This window comes from Nostoc sp. PCC 7107 (assembly GCF_000316625.1).
Classification (GTDB): Bacteria; Cyanobacteriota; Cyanobacteriia; order Cyanobacteriales; family Nostocaceae; genus Nostoc_B.
Window position 1 is genome coordinate 1,632,140 of sequence record NC_019676.1, and the last position, 20,978, is coordinate 1,653,117.

Sequence of the window (20,978 nt, forward strand, 5' to 3'; positions counted from 1 at the left end):
GTTCCTGTATTTTTACCAAAAATTAACAAGATTAAAAATACGTTTATAAATAAATTGCAATTAGTATATGATGCTTTGTTAAGCACTCACTGCTTGGTTTTCAATTAATTGATTATGAGAAATATCAAACCTAATAGTAGTTGCTGCCCAGTTTTTTAAATCTGGTGCTAACCAAACTAGCTGGCTCAGAACTTCATTATTAACCCACAATATTACAGGAAAATGCAAATTTTTGCGAAACTCATCTCGCATGAGATTTGTACTGATCAGCATTTGTGGGATTGCTACAACAGATTCTAAACCATGCACCATCAAAGCTTGAGGTTGCGAGATATCGATAGTATTTGTGATAGTTGTATAAAGTGTTTCATCTGTAGGCAATAATCTCATTTCTTGAATTTCTACAGATGACAATTCTTGTAAAAATTTCAGTATCTGCTGTTGTTGAGGAATAGAGTCGCAACAGGCTAATATCAAAGAAAATTCTCCCTCTGCAACCTTCATCGCTCTTGCTAACCTCTCAACTGCTGCAAGATTATTGCCTAAATTATCTGCGGAGTTACTAGTAATATTCATTACATACCTTGCACCAAGTCTTCAAGATGGCTTATTTATATAGTGAAGTTACTTATTTGTTTGTTACTTGTATTACGAGTACTAGGATAAGTTTTCTTGTTGTAAGAAATAGCATAATCCTAAATGTCGAATATTAGGTAAATAAGTCAATATTTGTATACATATACTTTATCTAATTTTATGTAACTATAATTACAATGCTACTAAAGCAACAGGGAATAAGCAGACACAAAGACTAATGACACTAAACAAACCTGAAACCCTTATGATGGATGGGTATAAGGGTATATGAGTGTAGGGAAGAACTGTTATGTCTGGGCAGATGTCTAAGCAACTTCTGCTCAGACATAGCAGTCATTTTTCCATGTTTTCTTTTGTCTGTAACCAAATATGAAAAAATTTGCCAAGTGGTGTGTTGAGTTATTTGTCTGGAATCTGTATCACAGCCGGAAACAAGCTTTTTTCGCCGTTATAGTTGTTCTCAGTGCGATCGCTACATTCCTACTTTCATTTCCCATTGCGGCGCAAAATCTGCCGACGCGTTCAGAATTAAGGGGAGTATGGTTAACAAATATTGATAGTGAGGTGTTGTTTGAACGCAGTCGTCTGAAGAATGCTTTGCAGCGCCTGGATGAATTAAACTTCAATACAGTTTATCCGGCGGTATGGAATTGGGGATACACATTATATCCCAGCAAAGTAGCGGCAAAAGTAATTGGGCGATCGCTTGATCCCACACCAGGGTTGCAAGGACGCGATATGCTCAAAGAAATTGTCGATGAGGGACATAAACAAGGGTTAACAGTGATTCCCTGGTTTGAATTTGGGTTTATGGCTCCCGCAGATTCTTCATTAGCTAAAAATCGCCCCCAATGGCTGACAAGTCGCAGCAATGGCACAAAAATTGTCAAAGAAGGCATACATGATAGAGTTTGGTTAAATCCCTTCCACCCAGATGCACAGAAATTTATCCAAGATTTAATCGTAGAAATTGTCCGCAACTACGACATTGATGGGATTCAATTTGATGACCATTTCGGCTTGCCTTCAGAGTTAGGCTACGATGCGTATACAGTTGCACTGTATAAAAAAGACCATCGGGGAAAAGCACCATCGAAAAATCCCAAAGATCCTGAATGGGTGCGTTGGCGGGCGAATAAAATCACCGACTTTATGAAGCGGGTGTTCACAGCTATTAAAACTACAAAAAAGAACTGTTTAGTTTCTGTTGCGCCTAATCCTCAGCGTTTTTCTTACGAATACTTTTTAGCTGACTGGCAAAAATGGGAACGTCTGGGACTTGTGGAAGAATTGGTGTTGCAGATATATCGAGATGACTTGAATGTGTTTATCAAAGAATTAGAGTATCCAGAAGTAAAAACTGCCCGCAGTCATATTCCTGTGAGTATTGGCATTATCACTGGGTTAAAGAACAAATCAATTCCATTTGCCCAAATTCAAAACCAGCTGCAGAAAGTCCGCGATCGCAACTTTGCTGGTGTCTCTTTCTTTTTCTACGAAAGTCTGTGGAATCTCAGCAAAGAATCAGCCTCAGCACGCCAAGCCAGTTTACAGAAAATGTTCCCCACACCAGCAAATTACCCAAATTTATTAGCGGGCTGGAAACCGTAGACAAGGCAAATCTAAACTAAGTCCGCCGATCAAGGGTTGGGAACCCGCGTAGGCGGGTTTTTTCTTTATAGCCGCTATATGTAGTGATACCTTTTCGTGAAATGGGTTCCATAAGTCAAGCTGTAGATATATGACTAGTGGCACTAATATTGGTAGGCTGATTAATCTAAATTTCTTTGCAATTATGCAACGTTTGTCGCAATTTGCTAGGGTTGCTCCCAGACATCGACGGCTTTTGATTTTATCACTAGGGCTATTAGCTTTAGTTGCTGCTCATGGAATGGCGCTGATCTACCGTATTCAGCCGGGAGTTTCTTTATGGTTTCCGCCATCTGGGGTAGCGATCGCCCTTAGTTTCTGGTTTGGCATAGATGGTATCATCCTCACAGGTCTTGCATCTTTCCTCATGTCTCCTTTTTGGGGATTGTATGGTTGGGAGCAGTGTATTAGTTTCACCGATGTTGTAGAACCTCTAGTTGCTTGGTTACTTTACTGTCGTCTTTGGAAAGGTTCTCTCATATTTAATTCCCTCAAAGACGCGGCTATTTTTACCTTAAGTGTACCTTTAATAGCCAGCACTAGTTTAGCTGTAGTCGGTAGTTTAACTTGGGTAGCCATAGGCAAAATGCCCATTACTAACCTAACTACCAGTATTACTCATTGGTGGTTAGGTAATGCGATCGGGATTATGGGGATTACACCGACAATTTTGCTAATATTAACTCCTTATCTGCAATCTTGGGGTTGGTTATCTCGTTCTCAAATATCAGATTCTGCATCACCAGCTTTCAGATTTCTAGCCTGTCGTCCTCTCTTAATAGAAGTCAGCACTATCTTATTTTTATGTATTAGCATTGCGTCTGTGACTGTTTCGGAAGTTTCCGCAAATAGCAACACAGATTTTCGGTTTCAACAGTTATCTTTTTTGAGCTTTATTCCCGTAATGTGGGCTGCTACACGTTTCGGAGTCTCTACGGGAATGATCATCTCTACATTTTCAATATTAATAACGCTTTTTTCTTATTTATTAATATATCCTAATGCGATATTATTACCGCGTTTTCCAGTACAGCCAGAAGTTTTACACGTTCACAAATTAAGTCTCTTGGTGCAATCTATGGTGACTTTATTAGTCGGAGTTGCCATTACAGAAAGAGCAAAAATTCAAGTGGAATTGGCTATAGAAAAATTCAGAATCGGAGAATATCAAGCTCGTGCTGAATTATCAGAAAAACTCATTCAACTCAATGATTCTTTAGTGCAAACCAATGTTCATTTAGAAGACTCCAATCGAGAAAAAGATAAATTATTAAAAGCTGAAAAAGCTTTACGTAATCGCCTCAGCAATATTTTAGAAAGTATGACAGATGCTTTTATAGCAGTTAATCAAGATTGGCAAATAACATACATTAATCAACAAGCTGCAAATATTCAAGGTGTAAAACCAGAAACTATAGTTGCTCAAAATTATTGGGAGCAATGGCCAGGAATGCAAGGTCAAGAATTTGAGCGTGAATATTATCGGGCGATCGCAGAATCAATACCTGTACATTTTGAAGCATTATATATCCCGAAAAATATGTGGTTAGAAATTCACGCTTACCCTTTTGAAGATGGTCTAGGTATATTCTTTCGGGATATTACTGAGCGCAAAGAAGCAGAAGTAGAACGCGCAAATATTTTAGCAAGAGAACAATCTGCCCGCAGTGAAGCGGAAAAGGCTAATAAAATAAAAGATGAATTTATTGCCGTTCTTTCTCATGAATTGCGGACTCCGTTGAATCCTATTTTAGGTTGGGTAACACTACTCAGAAGACGCAATTATGAAGATGATAAGCTGACACATGGATTAGAAACTATTGAACGCAATGCTAAATTACAAATTCAACTGATTGAAGACTTATTAGATATTTCTCGGATTCAACAAAGAAAGATAATTTTAAATCTTCAGCCTGTAAATTTAATTGAGATTTTGCAAGCATCTCTAGACACTGTTGCTTTAGCTGTTGAGGCAAAGAAACTGCAAGTTAACAAAATATTTCATGTTGATACAGCATGGGTTACAGGTGATGCTGAACGCTTACAGCAGATAATTTGTAATTTACTTTCCAACGCCATTAAATTTACTCCTGCTGCTGGTAAAGTAGAAATTATTTTGGAGCAAGTTGATACCTTTGCTCACATTCAAATTCAAGACAACGGTAAAGGTATTAGTCCAGAATTTCTGCCATTCGTATTTGATTATTTTCGGCAAGCTGATGGCACAATCACCCGTCAATTTGGTGGTCTAGGATTAGGTCTAGCAATTGTGCGCCATCTCACAGAACTGCATGGTGGAACTGTACAAGCCGAAAGTCTAGGGGAAGGAATGGGTGCAAAATTCACAGTTCAATTACCCCTGATGTTGGATTTTATTCCACAGAACAAAAACACTGCAACTGTTCATCATGACTTAAACTTAGCCGGGTTACATATTTTGGTGGTAGATGATGATTTAGATACAGGAAAGTTTTTGACTGTGGTATTAGAGCAATTGGGTGCTAAAGTGAGTGCGATCGCATCTGGTAGCCAAGCATTAGAATTTCTCGCAACCAGTAAAGCAGACATACTGTTAAGCGATATCGGAATGCCAGGAATTGACGGATATATGCTAATGCGTCTGATTCGCGCCCTCCCACCCGAACGAGGCGGACAAATACCCGCGATCGCCCTCACAGCCTACGCAGGTGAGATAAATCAACAACAGGCTTTAGCCGCTGGGTTTCAAATCCACTTAGTTAAACCTGTTGAACAACCACAATTGCTAAAAGCGATCGCCCAAATTTTGCCTAACTTATAGCAGTCCCACCTCGGAATAAATTCCAAGTCTCATACCGCAAGTCTTCTAAAGAAGACTCAAAGAGAAATGGATTCCAGTCTACTTCAGTAGACTTTGGCTATCAGCCTGGAACTTTAGTTCAAGGCGGGATACAGTTTCATACTGTAAATTTTCGATTTGTTTGTACACAATAGGGAGTTAAAAAAGTCTATTTTCCAGCAGGAAGCGGTAGTTCTATCCCTAATTTGTCGCCTATTTCCATAACATTATTTGTAAAATCTGTCATACCTGCAATGGGAGCAGCAATTAAAGTAGCAGCAGTTAGTAAAGCTATGAGACGCTTTTTAAGTTTGGTTTTATTCCGTTCTGGTTCTGGCTTGCGAATTTCTGCTTCTACATCATCAATATCTATGATGATTTCTTCTCGGTCATCTGGGGGGAATTGGGCGGCGGTTTGGCGCAGGTTGCCGATGAGTTGCAGAATTTCGGTAATGTTTGCGCCACTGGTTTGAGTGAAATCAGACGCTTGCTGACTGGCTTTGTCTTGGACTTGGTTGGCAAAGATACCGATGTTTGAGTTTTGAAAGTTGTTTGTGTTTTGTGTCATAGGTTTATATTCTGCTTGGTTGTTATTGTAAATCTGGTTAACAATTGTGAGGCGATCGCGCTCTAACTCATCTCTTTGTAATTTCTGACGCGATTCTAATGATTCGTAACCGTCTAAAAGTTGACGTAAATTCAGTTTTAATTTTAATTTGCCAATGGTGAATGTGCTTTCCCCCATTGATTCCTGTCCCAAGAGTTCTTGATAGTCGGGGGGTGGATGATTGGGATAACCAGGGACAGGAACCCATTCGCTGATTTCAAGATTAGGAAGACTCGTGTGGATTTTCTTGAAGTCATGGCGGAGGATGCTGAGAAATGAACGGCGGGTTTCTTTGCGTCCGCTAATGGTGATGAAGATTTTTTTGTCTTCAGGGTCGGCTTTTATCCGTGCAATGTTATAGATTTCGTTATTTTCTTGATATTGCAGCATTACGCCACTGCGCCAATAGACTTGGTTATAGATTTTTTCGTGGGTGTTGACGATAAAGCGAGAGATAATGCTATTGGGAAGAATGCGGTAATGGTATTGAAATTCCAGGGTTTCGCCTTCTAATTCTGTTTCCGCTGGTTGGTCTTTGGGTAGAAGTCCTGCAATTAGGAATTTTGGCGGGTGACATTCTAGGGCAAAGCAAAGCTCAAATTCTTTCATCAGCCCAATCAGATAATTGTGGCGCTGGATGGGGTAACGTTGTGGATTGAGAATACGTCTCAGGTCGGCGAGTGTGAAAATGCCTTTGGTTTGAGTTTTGAGAATTTCATCGCTGAGAAGTGCGTAAATGCCTTCTGTCACCCAGTTGGGTTTGAGGACGTTGGTATCTTTAAGGATAGGATGGTCGCGGAAGTTGAGAACTAAGCCGAGTCGATGCAGCAAGTCGATGAGTTGTTCTTGGTTTTGTTCTTCGGGAATTTTGTTTTTGTAGCAGATGCCGATATAGTTGCTGTAGCTGATGAAGTCTTGGGGCATTGATTCGAGTTGTTGTTTCACCTCAAACCATGAGAGGGGTAGAAGGTCGTAGACTTCTTTGAGGTTGGCAATTTGCTGAAAAATAGCTGTGCGGAGTTCATTAATGCCGATATTATCTTGGCAGGAAGTTTCGATAATGGCTCGGATATTGGGATATTTTTCGCGTAATGCTTTGCGGTTGATGTCCAGGGGTTGTTCGTCTCTTTTGTTGCCTACAATAATCACAGGAGACTGTCCGCCGAAGCTTTCAATTAATTTCAGCCAATATTCAATGCGATTTTCTTCTTCACTGGTGCGACAATTACAAACTAAGAGATAAAGGCTGCGCTTAGTCAAAAAAAACTGATGGGTGGCATGATAAATTTCCTGTCCACCAAAATCCCAAACATTCAAGCGGATGTCTTTGCTATGAATCTGCACGTTCCAAGTTTGGACATTCAGTCCGTCAGTTTGGGGTTGATTTTTATCATATTTATCGCGGATTAGTCGCTCGATGAGGGATGTTTTGCCGACGCTGCCTTGTCCAACAAGCAAGAGTTTAGCTTCATGTAATGGTCGAGTTTTACTTGTGCGAATTTGCCTCAAGTAATTCAAAATCTTTTTGGTCTCTTTTGAATCTAAAATTTCTAAGGGAATCTCGGTTATTTGGTTGTTACTGAGGTCAAGCTGCCTCAGATTGGTTAATTTTACTAGTGCCTCTGGGATTTCGGTGATTTGGTTGCCACCGAGGTCAAGCTGCCTCAGATTGGTTAATTGAGTGATCGCCTCTGGTATCTCTGTTATTTGGTTGTCACTGAGGTAAAGATCCGTCAGATTGGTTAATTGAGTGATCGCCTCTGGTATCTCTGTTATTTGGTTGTCACTGAGGTAAAGTAGCCTCAGATTGGTTAATTGCGCGATCTCCTCTGGTATCTCGCTTATTTGGTTGTTACTGAGGTAAAGCTCCCTCAAATTGGTTAATTGCGCGATCGCTTCTGGTATCTCTGTTATTTGGTTGTTATAGAGGTCAAGCTGCGTCAGATTGGTTAATTGCGCGATCTCCTCTGGTATCTCGCTTATTTGGTTGTTATTGAGAGAAAGCAACCTCAGATTGGTCAATTGAGCGATCTCCTCTGGTATTTCGCTTACTTGGTTGTTACTGAGGGAAAGCAACCTCAGATTGGTTAATTGAGTGATCGCCTCTGGTATCTCGCTTATTTGGTTGTAACTGAGGTTAAGCTGTATCAGATTGGTTAAATTAGCGATCACCTGTGGAATCTCGGTTATTTTATTGTTATGGAGATAAAGCCCTGTCAGATTGGTTAATTTAGCAATCGCCTCTGGAATTTTGGTCAACTTGTTCCCCGACAAGTCTAACTCTCGCCAACCCTTAGCCGCCGCTTGCTCTATCAGTGCTAACAACTCATCCTGCGTCATAATTCCAAGCCAAAGGGTAAAAGGAAAGCAGACTGTTGAAGATGATTTTAGCGGATTAGGGCAAAATTCTATACCATCACTTTGTAGCGATGCCTGCGGTGGTCACTGAGCGACTGGTGAGCGCAGTCGAACCATGTCGAAGTGCGGGCTACGCCAACGCACCTTGAAATTTTGTGATTAGCGATCGCGCCCAGATGATGCGAAAAGGCGATCGCAAAACATAATAATAGCTATCATTACCAATGCTCTATAACTAATCCATCCACATAATCAAAATCTGAATCATCGGTCACAAGTACCCAACCATGTTCCAGACAATGCGCTGCAATCCAAACATCGTTCATAGGAATTGGTCGTCCTTTGCGCTTCAAAGCCGAACGAGTCTGAGCATAGATAAGTGCGGTTCTCTTTTCCACAGGCACAACCGTACAAACTTCCATAAACTCTAAATATCGAGGAAGATTTTTCAACGTTCGAGTCGAGTTTTCAGCCCCAAACAGTAACTCTCCCGCTACTACCACCGACAAAAATATTTCTGGTAATGCTAACACCCTTGAAACAACATCAGGATCACCATTCAAAAAACGTATTGCAACTGAAGTATCTAATGTAATCTCACCACTCATTTAAATCAACCTGACGACAATCAGTTTGAATTGCTTCCTGCAAATCAGCCGCCTCATCATCACTCAAAATACCAGCAAATTTCGCTAGAGGATGATGACTACGTGTTTTCTGAACACGATGCAAAAAATCTAACATTACTTGAACTAACTCGTCTGGAACCTCTGCAAGTTCTTGGATAAGCTGCTCGCGGCTAGTCATACATTTGCGCTCTTTAGCAAAGTTTTATCGCTTAATATTATAACGAATCAGTGAATCAGTCTCATGGTTCGCTTTTACTTTCTGCTGCTAAATATTCAGCAACCGAGAAAACGGGAACCGGCGATCGCATAACTTTACAACTAGTTTCTGGCGATCGCATATTATACCTGTGATTAATTCTTGGCATTCTTTATCAAAACGAGCGATCAAACTTTGACTACTTAACACTCAAATAGAACCAAACAAACTTTGCGCTTCTCTGCGTTTACCTTTGCGCCACTTTGCGTTTAAACTTTCACCATCTCTTACTGATATTCACTTCCATTATCAGTAAACCAAGTAAATAAAGCATAATTTTAACTATGGACTCTTGACCATTAACAATGACCAAAAAGCAAAAATTTCCTTACCTAGTAGGTTCTAAGTGGACAGCACAACAAAAAGTAGACGGTTGGAGACACTTTCAAGTCGTTAACCGCAAAAATCAGGGTAAGTGGGTTTATGCCGAAATGGTTGCTTCCTGTGACCCCAATGTTCGTTTCTGGATTAATGCCAAATTATTACAAGACCGTTCTCAGTGGTTAGGTGGCTGGCAATCATTACAAGAAATGGAAGCAATTTATAGCAATTCTAATTTTAGTGAGACACCTTTCATTGAGGCTAGAGACGAGAATTTATCTATAGTTGATTGAGCATAAATACTCAAGTCACAGAAATTTTAGTAAAAAGCCTTAATTTTATAATTTTTCACAAATGAATTATTCAGCATTAAAAATCAGTACTCAGATAGTCCATTCAGTAGCAAAACAAGGCTAATTTCGTCTCTAAAAAACTTCTATTGTCACTTTTAGCATCAGTTTATGGATTTTGCTCTTCACTGCCAACCCTATACCTATACTCATTAGGCATCATCATCAACAGATTCTATAGAAACCATACAGAAAGAGAGTTTACATATTTTTGTTTATTGTAACTATTTTTATAAAAAGTAGTTTATAAATATTTATTATAAATATTTTTATAATAAATAAAGGTTTTAAGAATCAATTTTATTTATAAAATGATTAACTGTAGCTTCATAAGCTTGATAGCTAAGTTTTTTAGATTTTAGCCCCCTTTATTTTCTATGTAATTTCGACAATAATGACAATTAACTACCTCACACATTGCCATCGGCGGCTAGGTGAAGGCCAATGTTTGAGCCACAAGTTTGATAAAAAACTATAAGAGGCAGACAACAGTGAAACTAGCAGTCTACGGAAAAGGCGGTATTGGCAAGTCAACAACTAGCTGTAACATATCTGTCGCTTTAGCCAAACGGGGTAAAAAAGTACTGCAAATTGGTTGCGACCCCAAACACGACAGCACTTTTACCCTAACAGGGTTTTTGATTCCTACAATTATTGATACTCTTCAGTCCAAAGACTATCACTACGAAGACGTTTGGCCAGAGGATGTCATTTACAAAGGCTATGGCGGTGTTGATTGCGTAGAAGCTGGCGGCCCACCTGCGGGTGCTGGGTGTGGTGGATACGTAGTTGGCGAGACCGTAAAATTACTGAAAGAACTCAACGCCTTTGATGAGTATGACGTAATTTTATTTGATGTACTAGGTGACGTAGTTTGTGGTGGTTTTGCGGCTCCTTTGAACTATGCAGATTATTGCATGATCGTTACAGATAACGGCTTTGATGCTTTATTTGCTGCGAATCGGATTGCTGCTTCCGTCAGAGAAAAAGCCCGGACTCACCCACTGCGTTTAGCAGGATTAATTGGCAATCGGACTTCCAAACGTGACTTGATCGAGAAATACATAGAAGCAGTCCCCATGCCAGTTCTAGAGGTTTTACCATTAATTGAAGATATTCGCGTATCTCGCGTTAAAGGCAAAACATTATTTGAAATGGCAGAGTCAGATCCTTCCCTGAACTACGTTTGCGAGTATTACCTCAACATTGCCGACCAAATTTTAGCCAGGCCAGAGGGAGTAGTCCCAAATGATACACCGGATCGGGAATTGTTCTCTTTGTTATCCGATTTTTATCTAAATCCGCGTAAACCACAGGTTCCTAATCAAGAAGAGGAATTAGACTTGATGATTGTATAAATCACCAAGTTCTCAGGATGAGGAACGGAATATGGCTTTCTTTAATAGTTTTACAGATTCGATCAGACAAAAGTGGTTGCAATTCTTCCAGGCGAATCGTGACTGGATCACCTTGCACATGGAAGTAGAGTCGGTGTACACCCCTGATGGGGGGAAGCGACCACCTTCTTACCTCATCCTGGGAGTTGTGAACGCGCTAGAGCCAAAACTAGCGCAGTTGATGATGCCATTTTCCAAACTGAATGCTGATGCTGACACCTTAATTGAAGTGTTGGAGTTGCATTTTGACCCAGATATCGCCCTTGGTAATCGCTTGAGTAATCCTCCAGTAGAACCAGAAACCAACCAATATGACTCAACAGTGGTTGTGGCAGATGATAATGCCGATGACAATATTGATGATGAAACTTTAGCAATTTCTCACCTCAACGGTTTTGCCTTAGATGCTAATGAATCAGAGGAAAACGACAATGGATTAAGTGATCTTTCCTTATCCAATGGCCAGAACGGCAAACATGAGTTTCCCGCAGCGATGCCTTTGGCAACGTCTTCTCTGCGAGACGCTACGCGAACGACGATCGCACCAGAGACTGATGATTTTGGCGGTGTTTCCTTCGATAGTGATCCCACATCAGCCACCAAGCTAGATGAAGAAATGCTTGGTGATTTAAACACACCAGATGAAGCAGCTTTTAGTGATGTTTTGTCTGATGTCTGGGGTGATGAAACCGGATTGCAAAAGGGTGAAGAAAATAATGATTTTTTAGGGGAAGAATTACCAACTGGTGTTTTTGATGATTCAGAAATTGCCCGTCTCTTCCCCAACAGTTAATAGTTGCTGTTTAAGTTGAATTTAGGGATTATTCACTGGTGCTATGTGCCGAAAAGCAGGGAAGAGCCACTGCGTTGCGGTGAGCAGTCCGTTGAGTGGCTTTGCCGACTTGTACCCCTACTGGGAAGCAAGCTACGCGCAGCGTTTTTGCCAGGAGAAGGAACTGCGAACCAGAAGGGAGGTAAACTCCGTTGTTGCCAGTGGCGTTAGGGAGTGGGGAATAGAGAGTGGGTGATGATCCTCTCACTGCTATTCACTCCCCAACTCTTCTTGTTGCTAACCCTATATTCATCTGCCGTTAAATAACAATGGGGAGAAAACAAAAATGACTGTCGCTCAACAACCAGAAGCTTTAAACTTTGAGTGCGAAACTGGGAATTACCACACTTTCTGCCCGATTAGCTGCGTGGCCTGGTTATACCAAAAAATTGAAGATAGCTTCTTTTTGGTGATTGGGACAAAAACCTGTGGCTATTTTCTCCAAAATGCAATGGGGGTAATGATTTTTGCTGAACCCCGTTATGCAATGGCAGAGTTAGAAGAAGGTGATATTTCAGCACAGTTAAATGACTACGAAGAATTAAAGCGGTTGTGTGATCAAATAAAACGCGATCGCAATCCCAGTGTGATTGTCTGGATTGGCACTTGCACCACGGAAATTATCAAAATGGACTTGGAAGGTTTAGCACCCAAGTTAGAAAGCGAAATTGGCATTCCTATTGTTGTAGCGCGTGCCAACGGATTAGATTACGCCTTCACCCAAGGTGAAGACACCGTTTTAGCTGCAATGGCAAATCGCTGTCCCAGCCAAGCGCCAACAACAGAAAACGAGAAAAATGAGCGCAACGCCATTCAAAAACTGCTCAACTTTGGTAAGAAAAAAGAAGACGTAGTTCAAGAAGAATCAGAATACGTAGATCATCCTCCCTTAGTTCTCTTCGGTTCCCTTCCCGATCCTGTTGTTACCCAGTTAACCTTAGAATTAAAGAAACAAGGCATCAAAGTTTCTGGGTGGCTACCTGCGAAACGCTTCACTGAATTACCAGTGCTAGAAGAAGGGTATTACGTTGCTGGTGTTAACCCCTTCCTCAGCCGCACAGCTACCACCTTAATGCGTCGCCGCAAGTGCAAATTAATTGGCGCACCCTTCCCCATCGGCCCTGATGGTACTCGCGCTTGGATAGAGAAAATTTGCTCAGTATTTGGCATTACGCCCAAAGGTTTAGATGAACGGGAAGCACAAATTTGGGCAGGTGTAGAAGATTATGTAAAACTCATTCGTGGCAAGTCTGTATTCTTCATGGGGGATAACTTGCTAGAAGTCTCCTTAGCTCGGTTCCTGGTGCGCTGCGGAATGACAGTGCAAGAAGTGGGCATTCCCTATATGGATAAGCGATACCAAGCTGCGGAATTGGCATTTTTAGAGAAAGCTTGCCAAGAAATGGGCGTACCTTTACCCAAGATTGTCGAGAAGCCAGATAATTACAACCAAGTACAGCGAATCTATGATTTAAAACCAGATTTGGTAATTACAGGTATGGCTCACGCTAACCCATTAGAAGCACGCGGCATTAATACTAAATGGTCTGTAGAGTTTACCTTTGCTCAAATTCATGGTTTTGGCAATGCCCGTGACATCTTAGAATTAGTCACTCGCCCGTTGCGTCGAAATAATAATCTGAAAGATTTGGGTTGGGATAAATTGGTTAGAGAAGAAGCAAAGATTTAAGATTGACTTTGTGAATAATTTCATACAATTATGACTTTTGAGGCGAACTTTGTTTAATTCGCCTTTTTTATTTTTGTTCACGCAAAGATGCACAGATAGAAAAGAGCGCAGAACGTTTGTTGTATTAGATACGTTATTTTTTAGTATTTTTCACACTAAAGTGAGCCGATAGATTTAAATATTATGTGAAGATAACGTGAAGATTTTACCCTATGGGCATAGATATTTATTTCAAACATAGCTGGTTGTTAAACATCTCTTATCCTGACTACTTCATAATTAGATATCTTGATAGATTTAATTTGCATCCCTGATGTTCTGTTTGGTTACTTATACAACATTATTAGTCTCTGCTTATGAAACGATTTTGAGGAACTAATTAAATAATATTTGGGTCTACTTATGTAGCTTACATAACAATTTATTTGATACTCAATATCCTACAATCATTTGGCCTTCGGAGGTAATTCCTGAGAAGTCTAGCTGAAGTCAGAATATAGCTGCGCTTTTGTTCGCAAAATTCACTCTCTGGATACTGTATAGTTTCCGAACGTGTGATCTAAATTGAATATATGGAATTGCTATTTTCTGTATCAGCAATCCATAAGTTAAAAAAATCCCACTTTTATATTTTCTTTGTTATTTTGTAGTTAACGGGACAGTTCTCTACCATACGGTGGGTTTAAATATCAATTAAGTCAACGTTTACTCGCATTTTGTAAAGCAAATAAGCATTTTGTGCTTACAGAAACTTATCTCTGCAAGCGCGAAATAAACCGCTGGAATCAATTGCGAACTCAGACTTAAATCTACAACCTGCTAGTGTGTAAAACTCAAAAAAATCACTAACTATCATGCTCAAAACAACTAATCTATCTATTATTCTGACTGCTTTCATTCAGCCTGAAACTTTAGAGAAAAATGCAAAATTATCTCCCAAAAATCCCTTAGCACCATCTCGGTATGATGTTCTGCAACCATTACGTCAACGGCTTGATGAACTCGAAATTCAAAATCGTAAAGTAGCACACTTTATTGCGAAATTGATTCCAGCACAGTGTCCTTTCGAGCGTGATATTGTTTTATTCGGTCGCACCATAGCCCACATTCCTCCTATGTGCAAACTGAATCCTCTTTATGATCAATTTGTCGGCTTGCGTTTTCGGGCGTTGTGTTATTTAGTAGAGCAGTGTGGCGAAGATATTCAGTCATACTGTTAAACGCAAACTGAGAACACAAAACATGGAAATTAAAATTGAGCATCAACCTAGTCAAGAATATCTAAAAGATTTGGGAGTGTTCAAATGGGCGATTTGGGAAAAGGAAGTCTCCAAATTTCCCTGGACTTATGATACTGAAGAAACTTGCTATTTTTTGGCAGGTGATGTGATTGTTACGCCGGATGGCGGACAACCAGTGCAGATGGGTAAAGGAGATTTGGTGACTTTTCCTGCTGGTATGTCTTGTATGTGGGAAATTATCAGCGACGTAAAAAAGCATTATTACTTTTTTTGATACAAATAGGCCATTCAGACATATAGTACTGAGTGATAAGTCTTGACACCAGATATAATATCACCAAGGTCTCGCTCTATTCTTGCAGATACAAAAGAGCCAGAAATGTTAATTTCTAGCTCAAATTGTTGAGACAAAACAGTATTGAACTAAATGCAAACTGAGGTGTAAAACTTAGAATCTACCCAGGTTATGCAATCCTAAGATGATACCTGCACCTAAAATGTGACCAAAGGCTGTAGTTGCGAGTAGCGCAGGTACACCAAAGCCACCAAAGAAATTTGCTGAGGGTAAAGCTGGCTCAGAACTGGGATACTTAATGCTAGATTTACCAAAGGCAATAGCTATGACGTTAGCGAGAATCATGATGATGCCAATGGAAGGACTCCATTGTAGGGGTGCTGTTGCTGCTGCTAATAATGTGGAAGTCAGCACTAGATTTACTCCTGAATGTGTGAATGATTGAAATTATCATCGGGAAATCTAGGAAGATTATTCAAGGAAAACTCCTATTTTGCAGCAATATTTAACAGTTATTCTAAATCCTTAATATAAACAACTCTCTAACTATTCCTACTGAAGGAGATGTTTATGGTAATTAGTAATACATACAATAAAGTATTAATAAAATACCCAACTTTTAAAAAAAGTTGGGTATTTAAATCTAAACCTTATTCACAAATTCTATTAAGCGGCTGAGTTTAACAAACCATTATGGCGCAACAACGAAACCGTACTTGGTTCCCGTCCTCGGAAAGCTTTGAATATTTCCATCGGGTGCTTGCTACCACCAAGCGCCAGTACGGTATCTCGGTAGCGTTTACCTGTGGCTTGAACTGCTGCTTCATCATCTAAGCCAGCTTCTTCAAAGGCGGCGAAAGCATCAGCACTGAGTACCTCAGCCCATTTATAGCTGTAATAACCTGCTGCATAACCACCTTCAAAGATATGGCCAAACGCACACAAGAAAGAATCTTCTGGTAGTGGTGGTAAAACTGTTGTTGTTTTGGCAATGCGCTGGCGCACCTGGGCGGGAGTTTCATCACCGCTTGGACGATAGCGATCGTGTAGTTCTATATCCACAGTGCTAAAGTGAACTTGCCGTAATGTAGCACTACCACTCATATAATTACGGGCGGCTAACAGTTTTTGGTAATAATGCTCTGGTAATGGTTCGCCAGTTTCGTAATGCTTGGCCATACCAAACAAAGTGGGGCGTTCATAGCACCAGTTTTCCATGAATTGGCTTGGTAGTTCTACTGCATCCCACTCAACATTGTTAACCCCAGCGGCGCTGCTGTAATCAACTTTGGTGAGCATGTGATGTAAGCCATGACCAAATTCATGAAATAATGTCTCTACTTCATCGAAGGTCATTAAACTAGGCTTGCCATCTACTGGTGGAGTTTGGTTACACACCAAATAGGCTACAGGCAAACGGACAGAGGTTGCACCATGATCATTAATTTTGCTGCGGTTAATGCAGACATCCATCCAAGCACCACCGCGCTTTTCAGCGGGACGACTGAAAGCATCAAGGTAAAAGTAGGCAATGGGTTTACCTGTTTCATCAGCAATTTGGAAATAGCGGACATCTTCGTGCCAGACTGGGGCTTTTCCATCTGCGGGGGTGACGGTGACACCAAACAGCCGCTTAACTAGTCCAAATAGGCCGTCTAAAACTTGCGGTAAGGGGAAATAAGGGCGTAATTCTTCCGTTGTAAAGGCGAATTTTGCTTCGCGTTGGCGTTCTGCCCAAAAGCTAATATCCCAATGTTTTAAATCGGTGGCTTCTGGTGTGCCTTTAGCAGCAGCAAAGGCTTTCAGTTCGGCTAATTCTTTGGTAGCCGCATCATAACTTGCACTCCGCAGTTCTTCGAGTAGTGCTTCTACTGCTGCTACATTGGGAGCCATTTTACTCGCAAGGCTCAACTCAGCAAAGTTTTTGTAGCCTAATAAATTTGCCAGTTCTTGCCGTAATTCCAAAATCCGCACAATTAAAGGATTATTATCTAATTCACCAGAAGAAGCGCGGGTGACATAAGCTTTGTACAGTTGTTCACGCAAGTCTTGGCGGGTGCTGTGCTGCATAAACGGCCCGTAGCTGGGAAAATCTAAGGTGATGCGCCAAGGGCCATTTTCGGGGGTGGCGTTTTCTTCACCAGCAGCACGGGCAGCTTGGGCGGCTAGACTGAGGGAACTCTGGGGTAAGCCGTCAACTTCTGCTTGAGTCGTCAGGGTTAAGCTATAAGCTTTGGTGGCATCTAATACATGGTTAGAGAACTTTGTCGATAGTTCTGCTAATTCCATTTGAATGGCATTATAGCGATCTCGTGCTTCTCCTGATAAGCCTACACCAGACAATTCAGCATCCCGAATGGCAGCCTCAACAATGCGCTGCTGGGCTGGTTCTAAGGTTGTCCAGGTATGACTAGCATGGAGTTCTTTAAAAGCGTTGTAGATAACTTGACTTTGGCCAAGCTTATTACTGAACTGTACTACTTCGGGTTGTACAGTTTCATAAGCTTCGCGCAGTTCAGGACTATTCTTGACTCCCATTAGATGACTGACTATACCCCAACTCCAAGTAAGTTTTTCTGTGAGCTTTTCTAAAGGTTCGACTAAAGCATTCCAAGTTGGCTGGACATTAGTTTCTATGGTAGCTAGTTCTTCATCCAGTTCTTTTAATAACTGAGTGAAGGCTGGAATTACTTGTTCTGGTTGTATCTCTGTGAAGGGCGGTAAGCCAGTACCTTTAAGCAAGGGATTTTGCGGAATAGTGGCTGCACTCATAGGGTTATGTTAATGCCGATAAATATCTATATATCTTCTAATGTAGCGATCGCTTTTGCTTTTTAGGTTTGCCAGAATGCCGAAATAACCGAATATCAGCACCCAACTTAATGAATAATTTGTATGAGTGTTTGGCTCTTTTCCAGAGATAATCATCCCAGATGACTATTTATACTGGGTGTCCTCAGATGAAATTACTGCTTTCTGGTTTGATTACACCTGTGGCTGTGTTAATGGCTGCTACACCGACTTTGGCAGCAATTCAAACCAAAAATGTTGATTATAAACAAGGAAATACTGTTTTACAAGGCTATCTGGCTTACGATGATGCAATTAAAGGTAAGCGTCCTGGGGTTTTGGTGGTACATGAATGGAATGGCTTGCAAGGTTATGCAAAAAAGCGCACTGAACAGTTAGCCAAACTGGGCTATGTTGCTTTTGCTGCTGATATTTATGGCAAAGGTATTAGACCAAATAATCCTGAAGAGTCGGGTAAACAAGCGACAATTTATCGCCAAAACAGACAATTGTTGCGCGATCGCGCCTATGCTGGGTTAAAAGTATTACAAGCCAATCCCCTAACTGATGTTAACCGAATTGCCGCGATCGGTTATTGTTTTGGCGGTGGTACAGTCTTAGAACTTGCCCGTAGTGGTGCAAATATCGCCGGAGTAGTCAGTTTTCATGGCAATCTCGATACACCAAACCCTAACGATGCGAAAAATATCAAAGCCAAAGTTTTAGTATTACATGGTGCTGATGACCCATTTGTTCCAGCAGAACAAGTCACAGCTTTTGAAAACGAAATGCGCCAAGCAAAGGTAGACTGGCAGTTAATTTCTTATGGTGGTACCGTACATAGCTTTACTAACCCAGATAACAAAGGGGAGTTAAAAGGAGCGCTATATAACCCTATTGCTGATAAACGTTCTTGGGACGATATGCGACAATTTTTTGCCGAAATCTTTCGGAAATAATTTGGGGAAATAAAAATTAAGATTTTCCCTGTTTCCACGCAATAAAAAGGCTTAAGTTTTTAGCTCAAGCCTTTACCTCACTCATTTTTAAATATTTCATGCTCTACCAAATATCAGCAGTACCTTTCTTATAGGGTTCACCAGTAAAAGGTTGCACCCCAGTATTAGGATATTGATCATCTGTAGGGCCAAAAATTCGCATTGCGGCTTCAGAGATATACTCAGTTATCCTGGCGATGATATTGGAAATAGCCATAATCTTAGACTCCTAATTTTTGAGTCAATTTAATTGTTATCTTTCTACTTTAATTCCATATTTTCATATCGCTCAGACTCTCAATATATCGAGAGTTTACGCAATAGTTTTTCAGATAGCTTTGCAATACTTTATGTTGTCGAAAAAGTTTAAAGTTTTGCTTCCATCCCTATTATAACAAAACTCTTGATTGTACCTTTTTACTTCACAGATAGAAAATTTCAAATTATTAGAGTAAAAAATTTAGGAATAAAAGCTAGAAATAAAGGCTGTTTGACTTCTGAATTCTCACATAAATGCCTGACAAGATTTAATTTATGCAAAATGAACTATTAAAAAAGATTAAATATTGGCATAAATTATAATTATTTTCTGGCAATTATGTTGATTTGGTGAAATACATAACTTATCTCTTGGGATGAGTTGACATTATTTATGGTAAAATCTACCATAATAGAAAAGCAGCACTCTTGTAAGGACACTCTTACATGGCAACTATTCCAGACTTGGGCAGCTACCAGCACCAAGACCTGACAATCTCTGCGGTTGATTACAGCTTGCTAACAGACCTTTATCAGCTAACAATGGCAGCTTGTTATGTAGGTGAAGGTTTAGAACAAAAACAAGCTAGTTTTGAGTTATTTGTGAGGCGATCGCCAGAAAATTTTGGCTATCTCATTGCAATGGGACTAGAACAAGCCCTGGCATATTTAGAAACGTTAAGTTTTACTCAGGCTCAAATTGCCGCCCTACAGGCGACAGGAATTTTTGCCCACGCAGGCGATCGCTTTTGGTCTTTATTAGCTGAAGGTAAGTTTACTGGGGATGTCTGGGCAGTTCCCGAAGGCACAGCCGTATTTGCCAATGAGCCATTTTTGCGAATCGAAGCACCGCTGTGGCAAGCCCAACTCATCGAAACTTATCTATTAAATACACTCAATTATCAAACTTTGATTGCCACCAGGGCGGCGCGTCTACGTGATGTTGCTGGGGAAAAAGCCAAACTTTTAGAGTTCGGTACACGACGGGCATTCAGTCCCCAAGGTGCTTTGTGGGCAGCACGGGCAGCCTTAGCAGGGGGATTAGATGCCACCTCTAATGTGTTAGCGGCGTTACAACTAGGTCAGCAACCAAGTGGTACGATGGCTCACGCTTTAGTTATGGCGTTGTCAGCAATGGAAGGTAGTGAAGCCGAAGCTTTTACAGCGTTTCATCGTTATTTTCCCGGTGCGCCATTGTTGATAGACACTTACGATACCATCGCGGCGGCTGAACAGTTGGCAATAAAAGTCAATTCAGGGGAAATGGAATTATCGGGAGTCAGGCTGGATTCTGGGGATTTGGTGAGTTTATCCCAACAAGTGCGATCGCTCTTACCAAATGTGCCAATTGTTGCGAGTGGCGACTTGGATGAATGGGAAATTGCCAGACTCAAGGCTGCTGGCGCAGTAATTGATGGTTACGGATTAGGAACGCGACTCGTCACAGGTACACCTGTCAATGGAGTGTATAAACTCGTAGATATTGATGGCATTCCAGTGATGAAACAGTCCAGTGGTAAGGCGACTTATCCAGGACGCAAGCAGATTTTTCGGTCATTTGTCGACGGCAAGGTCAAAGCTGATAGGTTGGGGTTAATTACAGAAACGCCGTTATCAGAAACACCTTTATTGCAATTGGTGATGAAAGCAGGTCAGCGGGTGCAATTCCCAGAAAGTTTGGCGGAAATTCGCCAGCGGACGGCGGCGACAGTAGCAAGTTTACCGGAGGAGACACGAAGGTTAACTAATCCTGTGGCTTTACAGGTGGAGATTTCTGCTGGGTTGCAGAAATTGACTGAGGAGACTGGAAAACGAACCGCAGAAGCGCAGAGGACACAGAGGTAATTCGTAATTAAGAAAGTCGTTTATGGCCTAGGTTTCGGGTTTTTAT

At 40.9% G+C, this 20,978-nt stretch carries 19 protein-coding genes; 10 read left to right on the forward strand and 9 right to left on the reverse strand.

Features of this window, described 5'->3' with window-relative positions; all coding sequences use genetic code 11:
• Positions 1-78: 78 nt before the first annotated feature.
• Positions 79-576 (reverse strand): hypothetical protein, encoded by a 498-nt coding sequence (locus NOS7107_RS07015; RefSeq protein WP_015112279.1) that lies wholly within the window; start codon positions 574-576, stop codon positions 79-81.
• Positions 577-966: 390 nt separating this feature from the next.
• On the opposite strand from NOS7107_RS07015, the gene NOS7107_RS07020 reads away from it, so the two are divergent.
• Together NOS7107_RS07020 and NOS7107_RS07025 are read left to right on the forward strand one after the other, a co-directional pair.
• Entirely contained in the window at positions 967-2,208 is a 1,242-nt protein-coding gene (locus NOS7107_RS07020; RefSeq protein ID WP_015112280.1) for a glycoside hydrolase family 10 protein, read from the forward strand.
• A 130-nt stretch (positions 2,209-2,338) separates the two neighbouring features.
• Positions 2,339-5,047 carry an MASE1 domain-containing protein gene (locus tag NOS7107_RS07025; protein ID WP_015112281.1) on the forward strand — a complete coding sequence of 903 codons (2,709 nt, stop codon included), beginning with the start codon at positions 2,339-2,341 and terminating at the stop codon, positions 5,045-5,047.
• 187 nt (positions 5,048-5,234) lie between these two features.
• Here the strand turns inward: NOS7107_RS07025 and NOS7107_RS07030 are convergent, their stop codons facing one another.
• The 4 genes from NOS7107_RS07030 to NOS7107_RS29655 all read right to left on the reverse strand — a co-directional run bounded on the left by NOS7107_RS07030 (position 5,235) and on the right by NOS7107_RS29655 (position 9,024).
• Positions 5,235-8,012: a leucine-rich repeat domain-containing protein gene (locus tag NOS7107_RS07030; protein WP_015112282.1), complete on the reverse strand. Its 2,778-nt coding sequence runs from the start codon at positions 8,010-8,012 to the stop codon at positions 5,235-5,237.
• 236 nt (positions 8,013-8,248) lie between these two features.
• The gene (locus NOS7107_RS07035; protein ID WP_015112283.1) at positions 8,249-8,638 is read right to left on the reverse strand and encodes a type II toxin-antitoxin system VapC family toxin; all 390 of its coding nucleotides are present in this window, start codon (positions 8,636-8,638) and stop codon (positions 8,249-8,251) included.
• Positions 8,628-8,837, reverse strand: a complete 210-nt coding sequence (locus NOS7107_RS07040) for a hypothetical protein (protein ID WP_015112284.1) — start codon at positions 8,835-8,837, stop codon at positions 8,628-8,630. Before NOS7107_RS07040 ends, NOS7107_RS07035 begins: the two co-directional genes overlap by 11 nt.
• Positions 8,838-8,898: 61 nt before the next feature.
• On the reverse strand, positions 8,899-9,024 hold the full coding sequence (locus tag NOS7107_RS29655) for a hypothetical protein (RefSeq protein ID WP_301280992.1): 126 nt from the start codon (positions 9,022-9,024) through the stop codon (positions 8,899-8,901).
• Between the two features lie 196 nt (positions 9,025-9,220).
• Here NOS7107_RS29655 and NOS7107_RS07045 point away from each other — a divergent pair, with 196 nt between their 5' ends.
• From NOS7107_RS07045 to NOS7107_RS07055, 3 genes are all read left to right on the forward strand, one after another.
• A complete protein-coding gene (locus tag NOS7107_RS07045; RefSeq protein ID WP_015112285.1) occupies positions 9,221-9,529 on the forward strand; it encodes a TIGR02450 family Trp-rich protein in 309 nt (102 codons plus the stop codon).
• Between the two features lie 548 nt (positions 9,530-10,077).
• Positions 10,078-10,944 (forward strand): ferredoxin:protochlorophyllide reductase (ATP-dependent) iron-sulfur ATP-binding protein, encoded by an 867-nt coding sequence (bchL, locus tag NOS7107_RS07050; protein ID WP_015112286.1) that lies wholly within the window; start codon positions 10,078-10,080, stop codon positions 10,942-10,944.
• A 31-nt stretch (positions 10,945-10,975) separates the two neighbouring features.
• Positions 10,976-11,776 (forward strand): DUF5331 domain-containing protein, encoded by an 801-nt coding sequence (locus tag NOS7107_RS07055; RefSeq protein WP_015112287.1) that lies wholly within the window; start codon positions 10,976-10,978, stop codon positions 11,774-11,776.
• Between the two features lie 28 nt (positions 11,777-11,804).
• On the opposite strand, the gene NOS7107_RS28470 is transcribed toward NOS7107_RS07055, so the two are convergent.
• Complete coding sequence (locus tag NOS7107_RS28470) at positions 11,805-12,023, reverse strand: hypothetical protein (protein WP_157373987.1); 219 nt, start codon at positions 12,021-12,023, stop codon at positions 11,805-11,807.
• A gap of 78 nt (positions 12,024-12,101) precedes the next feature.
• Here NOS7107_RS28470 and NOS7107_RS07060 point away from each other — a divergent pair, with 78 nt between their 5' ends.
• From NOS7107_RS07060 to NOS7107_RS07070, 3 genes are all read left to right on the forward strand, one after another.
• Positions 12,102-13,505, forward strand: a complete 1,404-nt coding sequence (locus NOS7107_RS07060) for a ferredoxin:protochlorophyllide reductase (ATP-dependent) subunit N (protein ID WP_015112288.1) — start codon at positions 12,102-12,104, stop codon at positions 13,503-13,505.
• 854 nt (positions 13,506-14,359) lie between these two features.
• Positions 14,360-14,725, forward strand: a complete 366-nt coding sequence (locus NOS7107_RS07065) for a Mo-dependent nitrogenase C-terminal domain-containing protein (protein ID WP_015112289.1) — start codon at positions 14,360-14,362, stop codon at positions 14,723-14,725.
• A 22-nt stretch (positions 14,726-14,747) separates the two neighbouring features.
• The gene (locus NOS7107_RS07070; RefSeq protein ID WP_015112290.1) at positions 14,748-15,020 is read left to right on the forward strand and encodes a cupin domain-containing protein; all 273 of its coding nucleotides are present in this window, start codon (positions 14,748-14,750) and stop codon (positions 15,018-15,020) included.
• 174 nt (positions 15,021-15,194) lie between these two features.
• Here NOS7107_RS07070 and psaK read toward each other — a convergent pair whose 3' ends face one another.
• Together psaK and NOS7107_RS07080 are read right to left on the reverse strand one after the other, a co-directional pair.
• Positions 15,195-15,455, reverse strand: coding sequence for a photosystem I reaction center subunit PsaK (psaK, locus tag NOS7107_RS07075; RefSeq protein WP_015112291.1), 261 nt, complete (start codon positions 15,453-15,455; stop codon positions 15,195-15,197).
• A gap of 252 nt (positions 15,456-15,707) precedes the next feature.
• Positions 15,708-17,813 carry a M3 family metallopeptidase gene (locus NOS7107_RS07080; RefSeq protein WP_015112293.1) on the reverse strand — a complete coding sequence of 702 codons (2,106 nt, stop codon included), beginning with the start codon at positions 17,811-17,813 and terminating at the stop codon, positions 15,708-15,710.
• A gap of 188 nt (positions 17,814-18,001) precedes the next feature.
• Between NOS7107_RS07080 and NOS7107_RS07085 the strand changes: the two genes are divergently transcribed.
• Positions 18,002-18,790, forward strand: coding sequence for a dienelactone hydrolase family protein (locus NOS7107_RS07085; RefSeq protein ID WP_015112294.1), 789 nt, complete (start codon positions 18,002-18,004; stop codon positions 18,788-18,790).
• Between the two features lie 103 nt (positions 18,791-18,893).
• Here the strand turns inward: NOS7107_RS07085 and NOS7107_RS28945 are convergent, their stop codons facing one another.
• A complete protein-coding gene (locus NOS7107_RS28945) occupies positions 18,894-19,046 on the reverse strand; it encodes a hypothetical protein (protein ID WP_015112295.1) in 153 nt (50 codons plus the stop codon).
• A gap of 488 nt (positions 19,047-19,534) precedes the next feature.
• On the opposite strand from NOS7107_RS28945, the gene NOS7107_RS07090 reads away from it, so the two are divergent.
• The gene (locus NOS7107_RS07090) at positions 19,535-20,932 is read left to right on the forward strand and encodes a nicotinate phosphoribosyltransferase (RefSeq protein WP_015112296.1); all 1,398 of its coding nucleotides are present in this window, start codon (positions 19,535-19,537) and stop codon (positions 20,930-20,932) included.
• Positions 20,933-20,978: the final 46 nt, after the last annotated feature.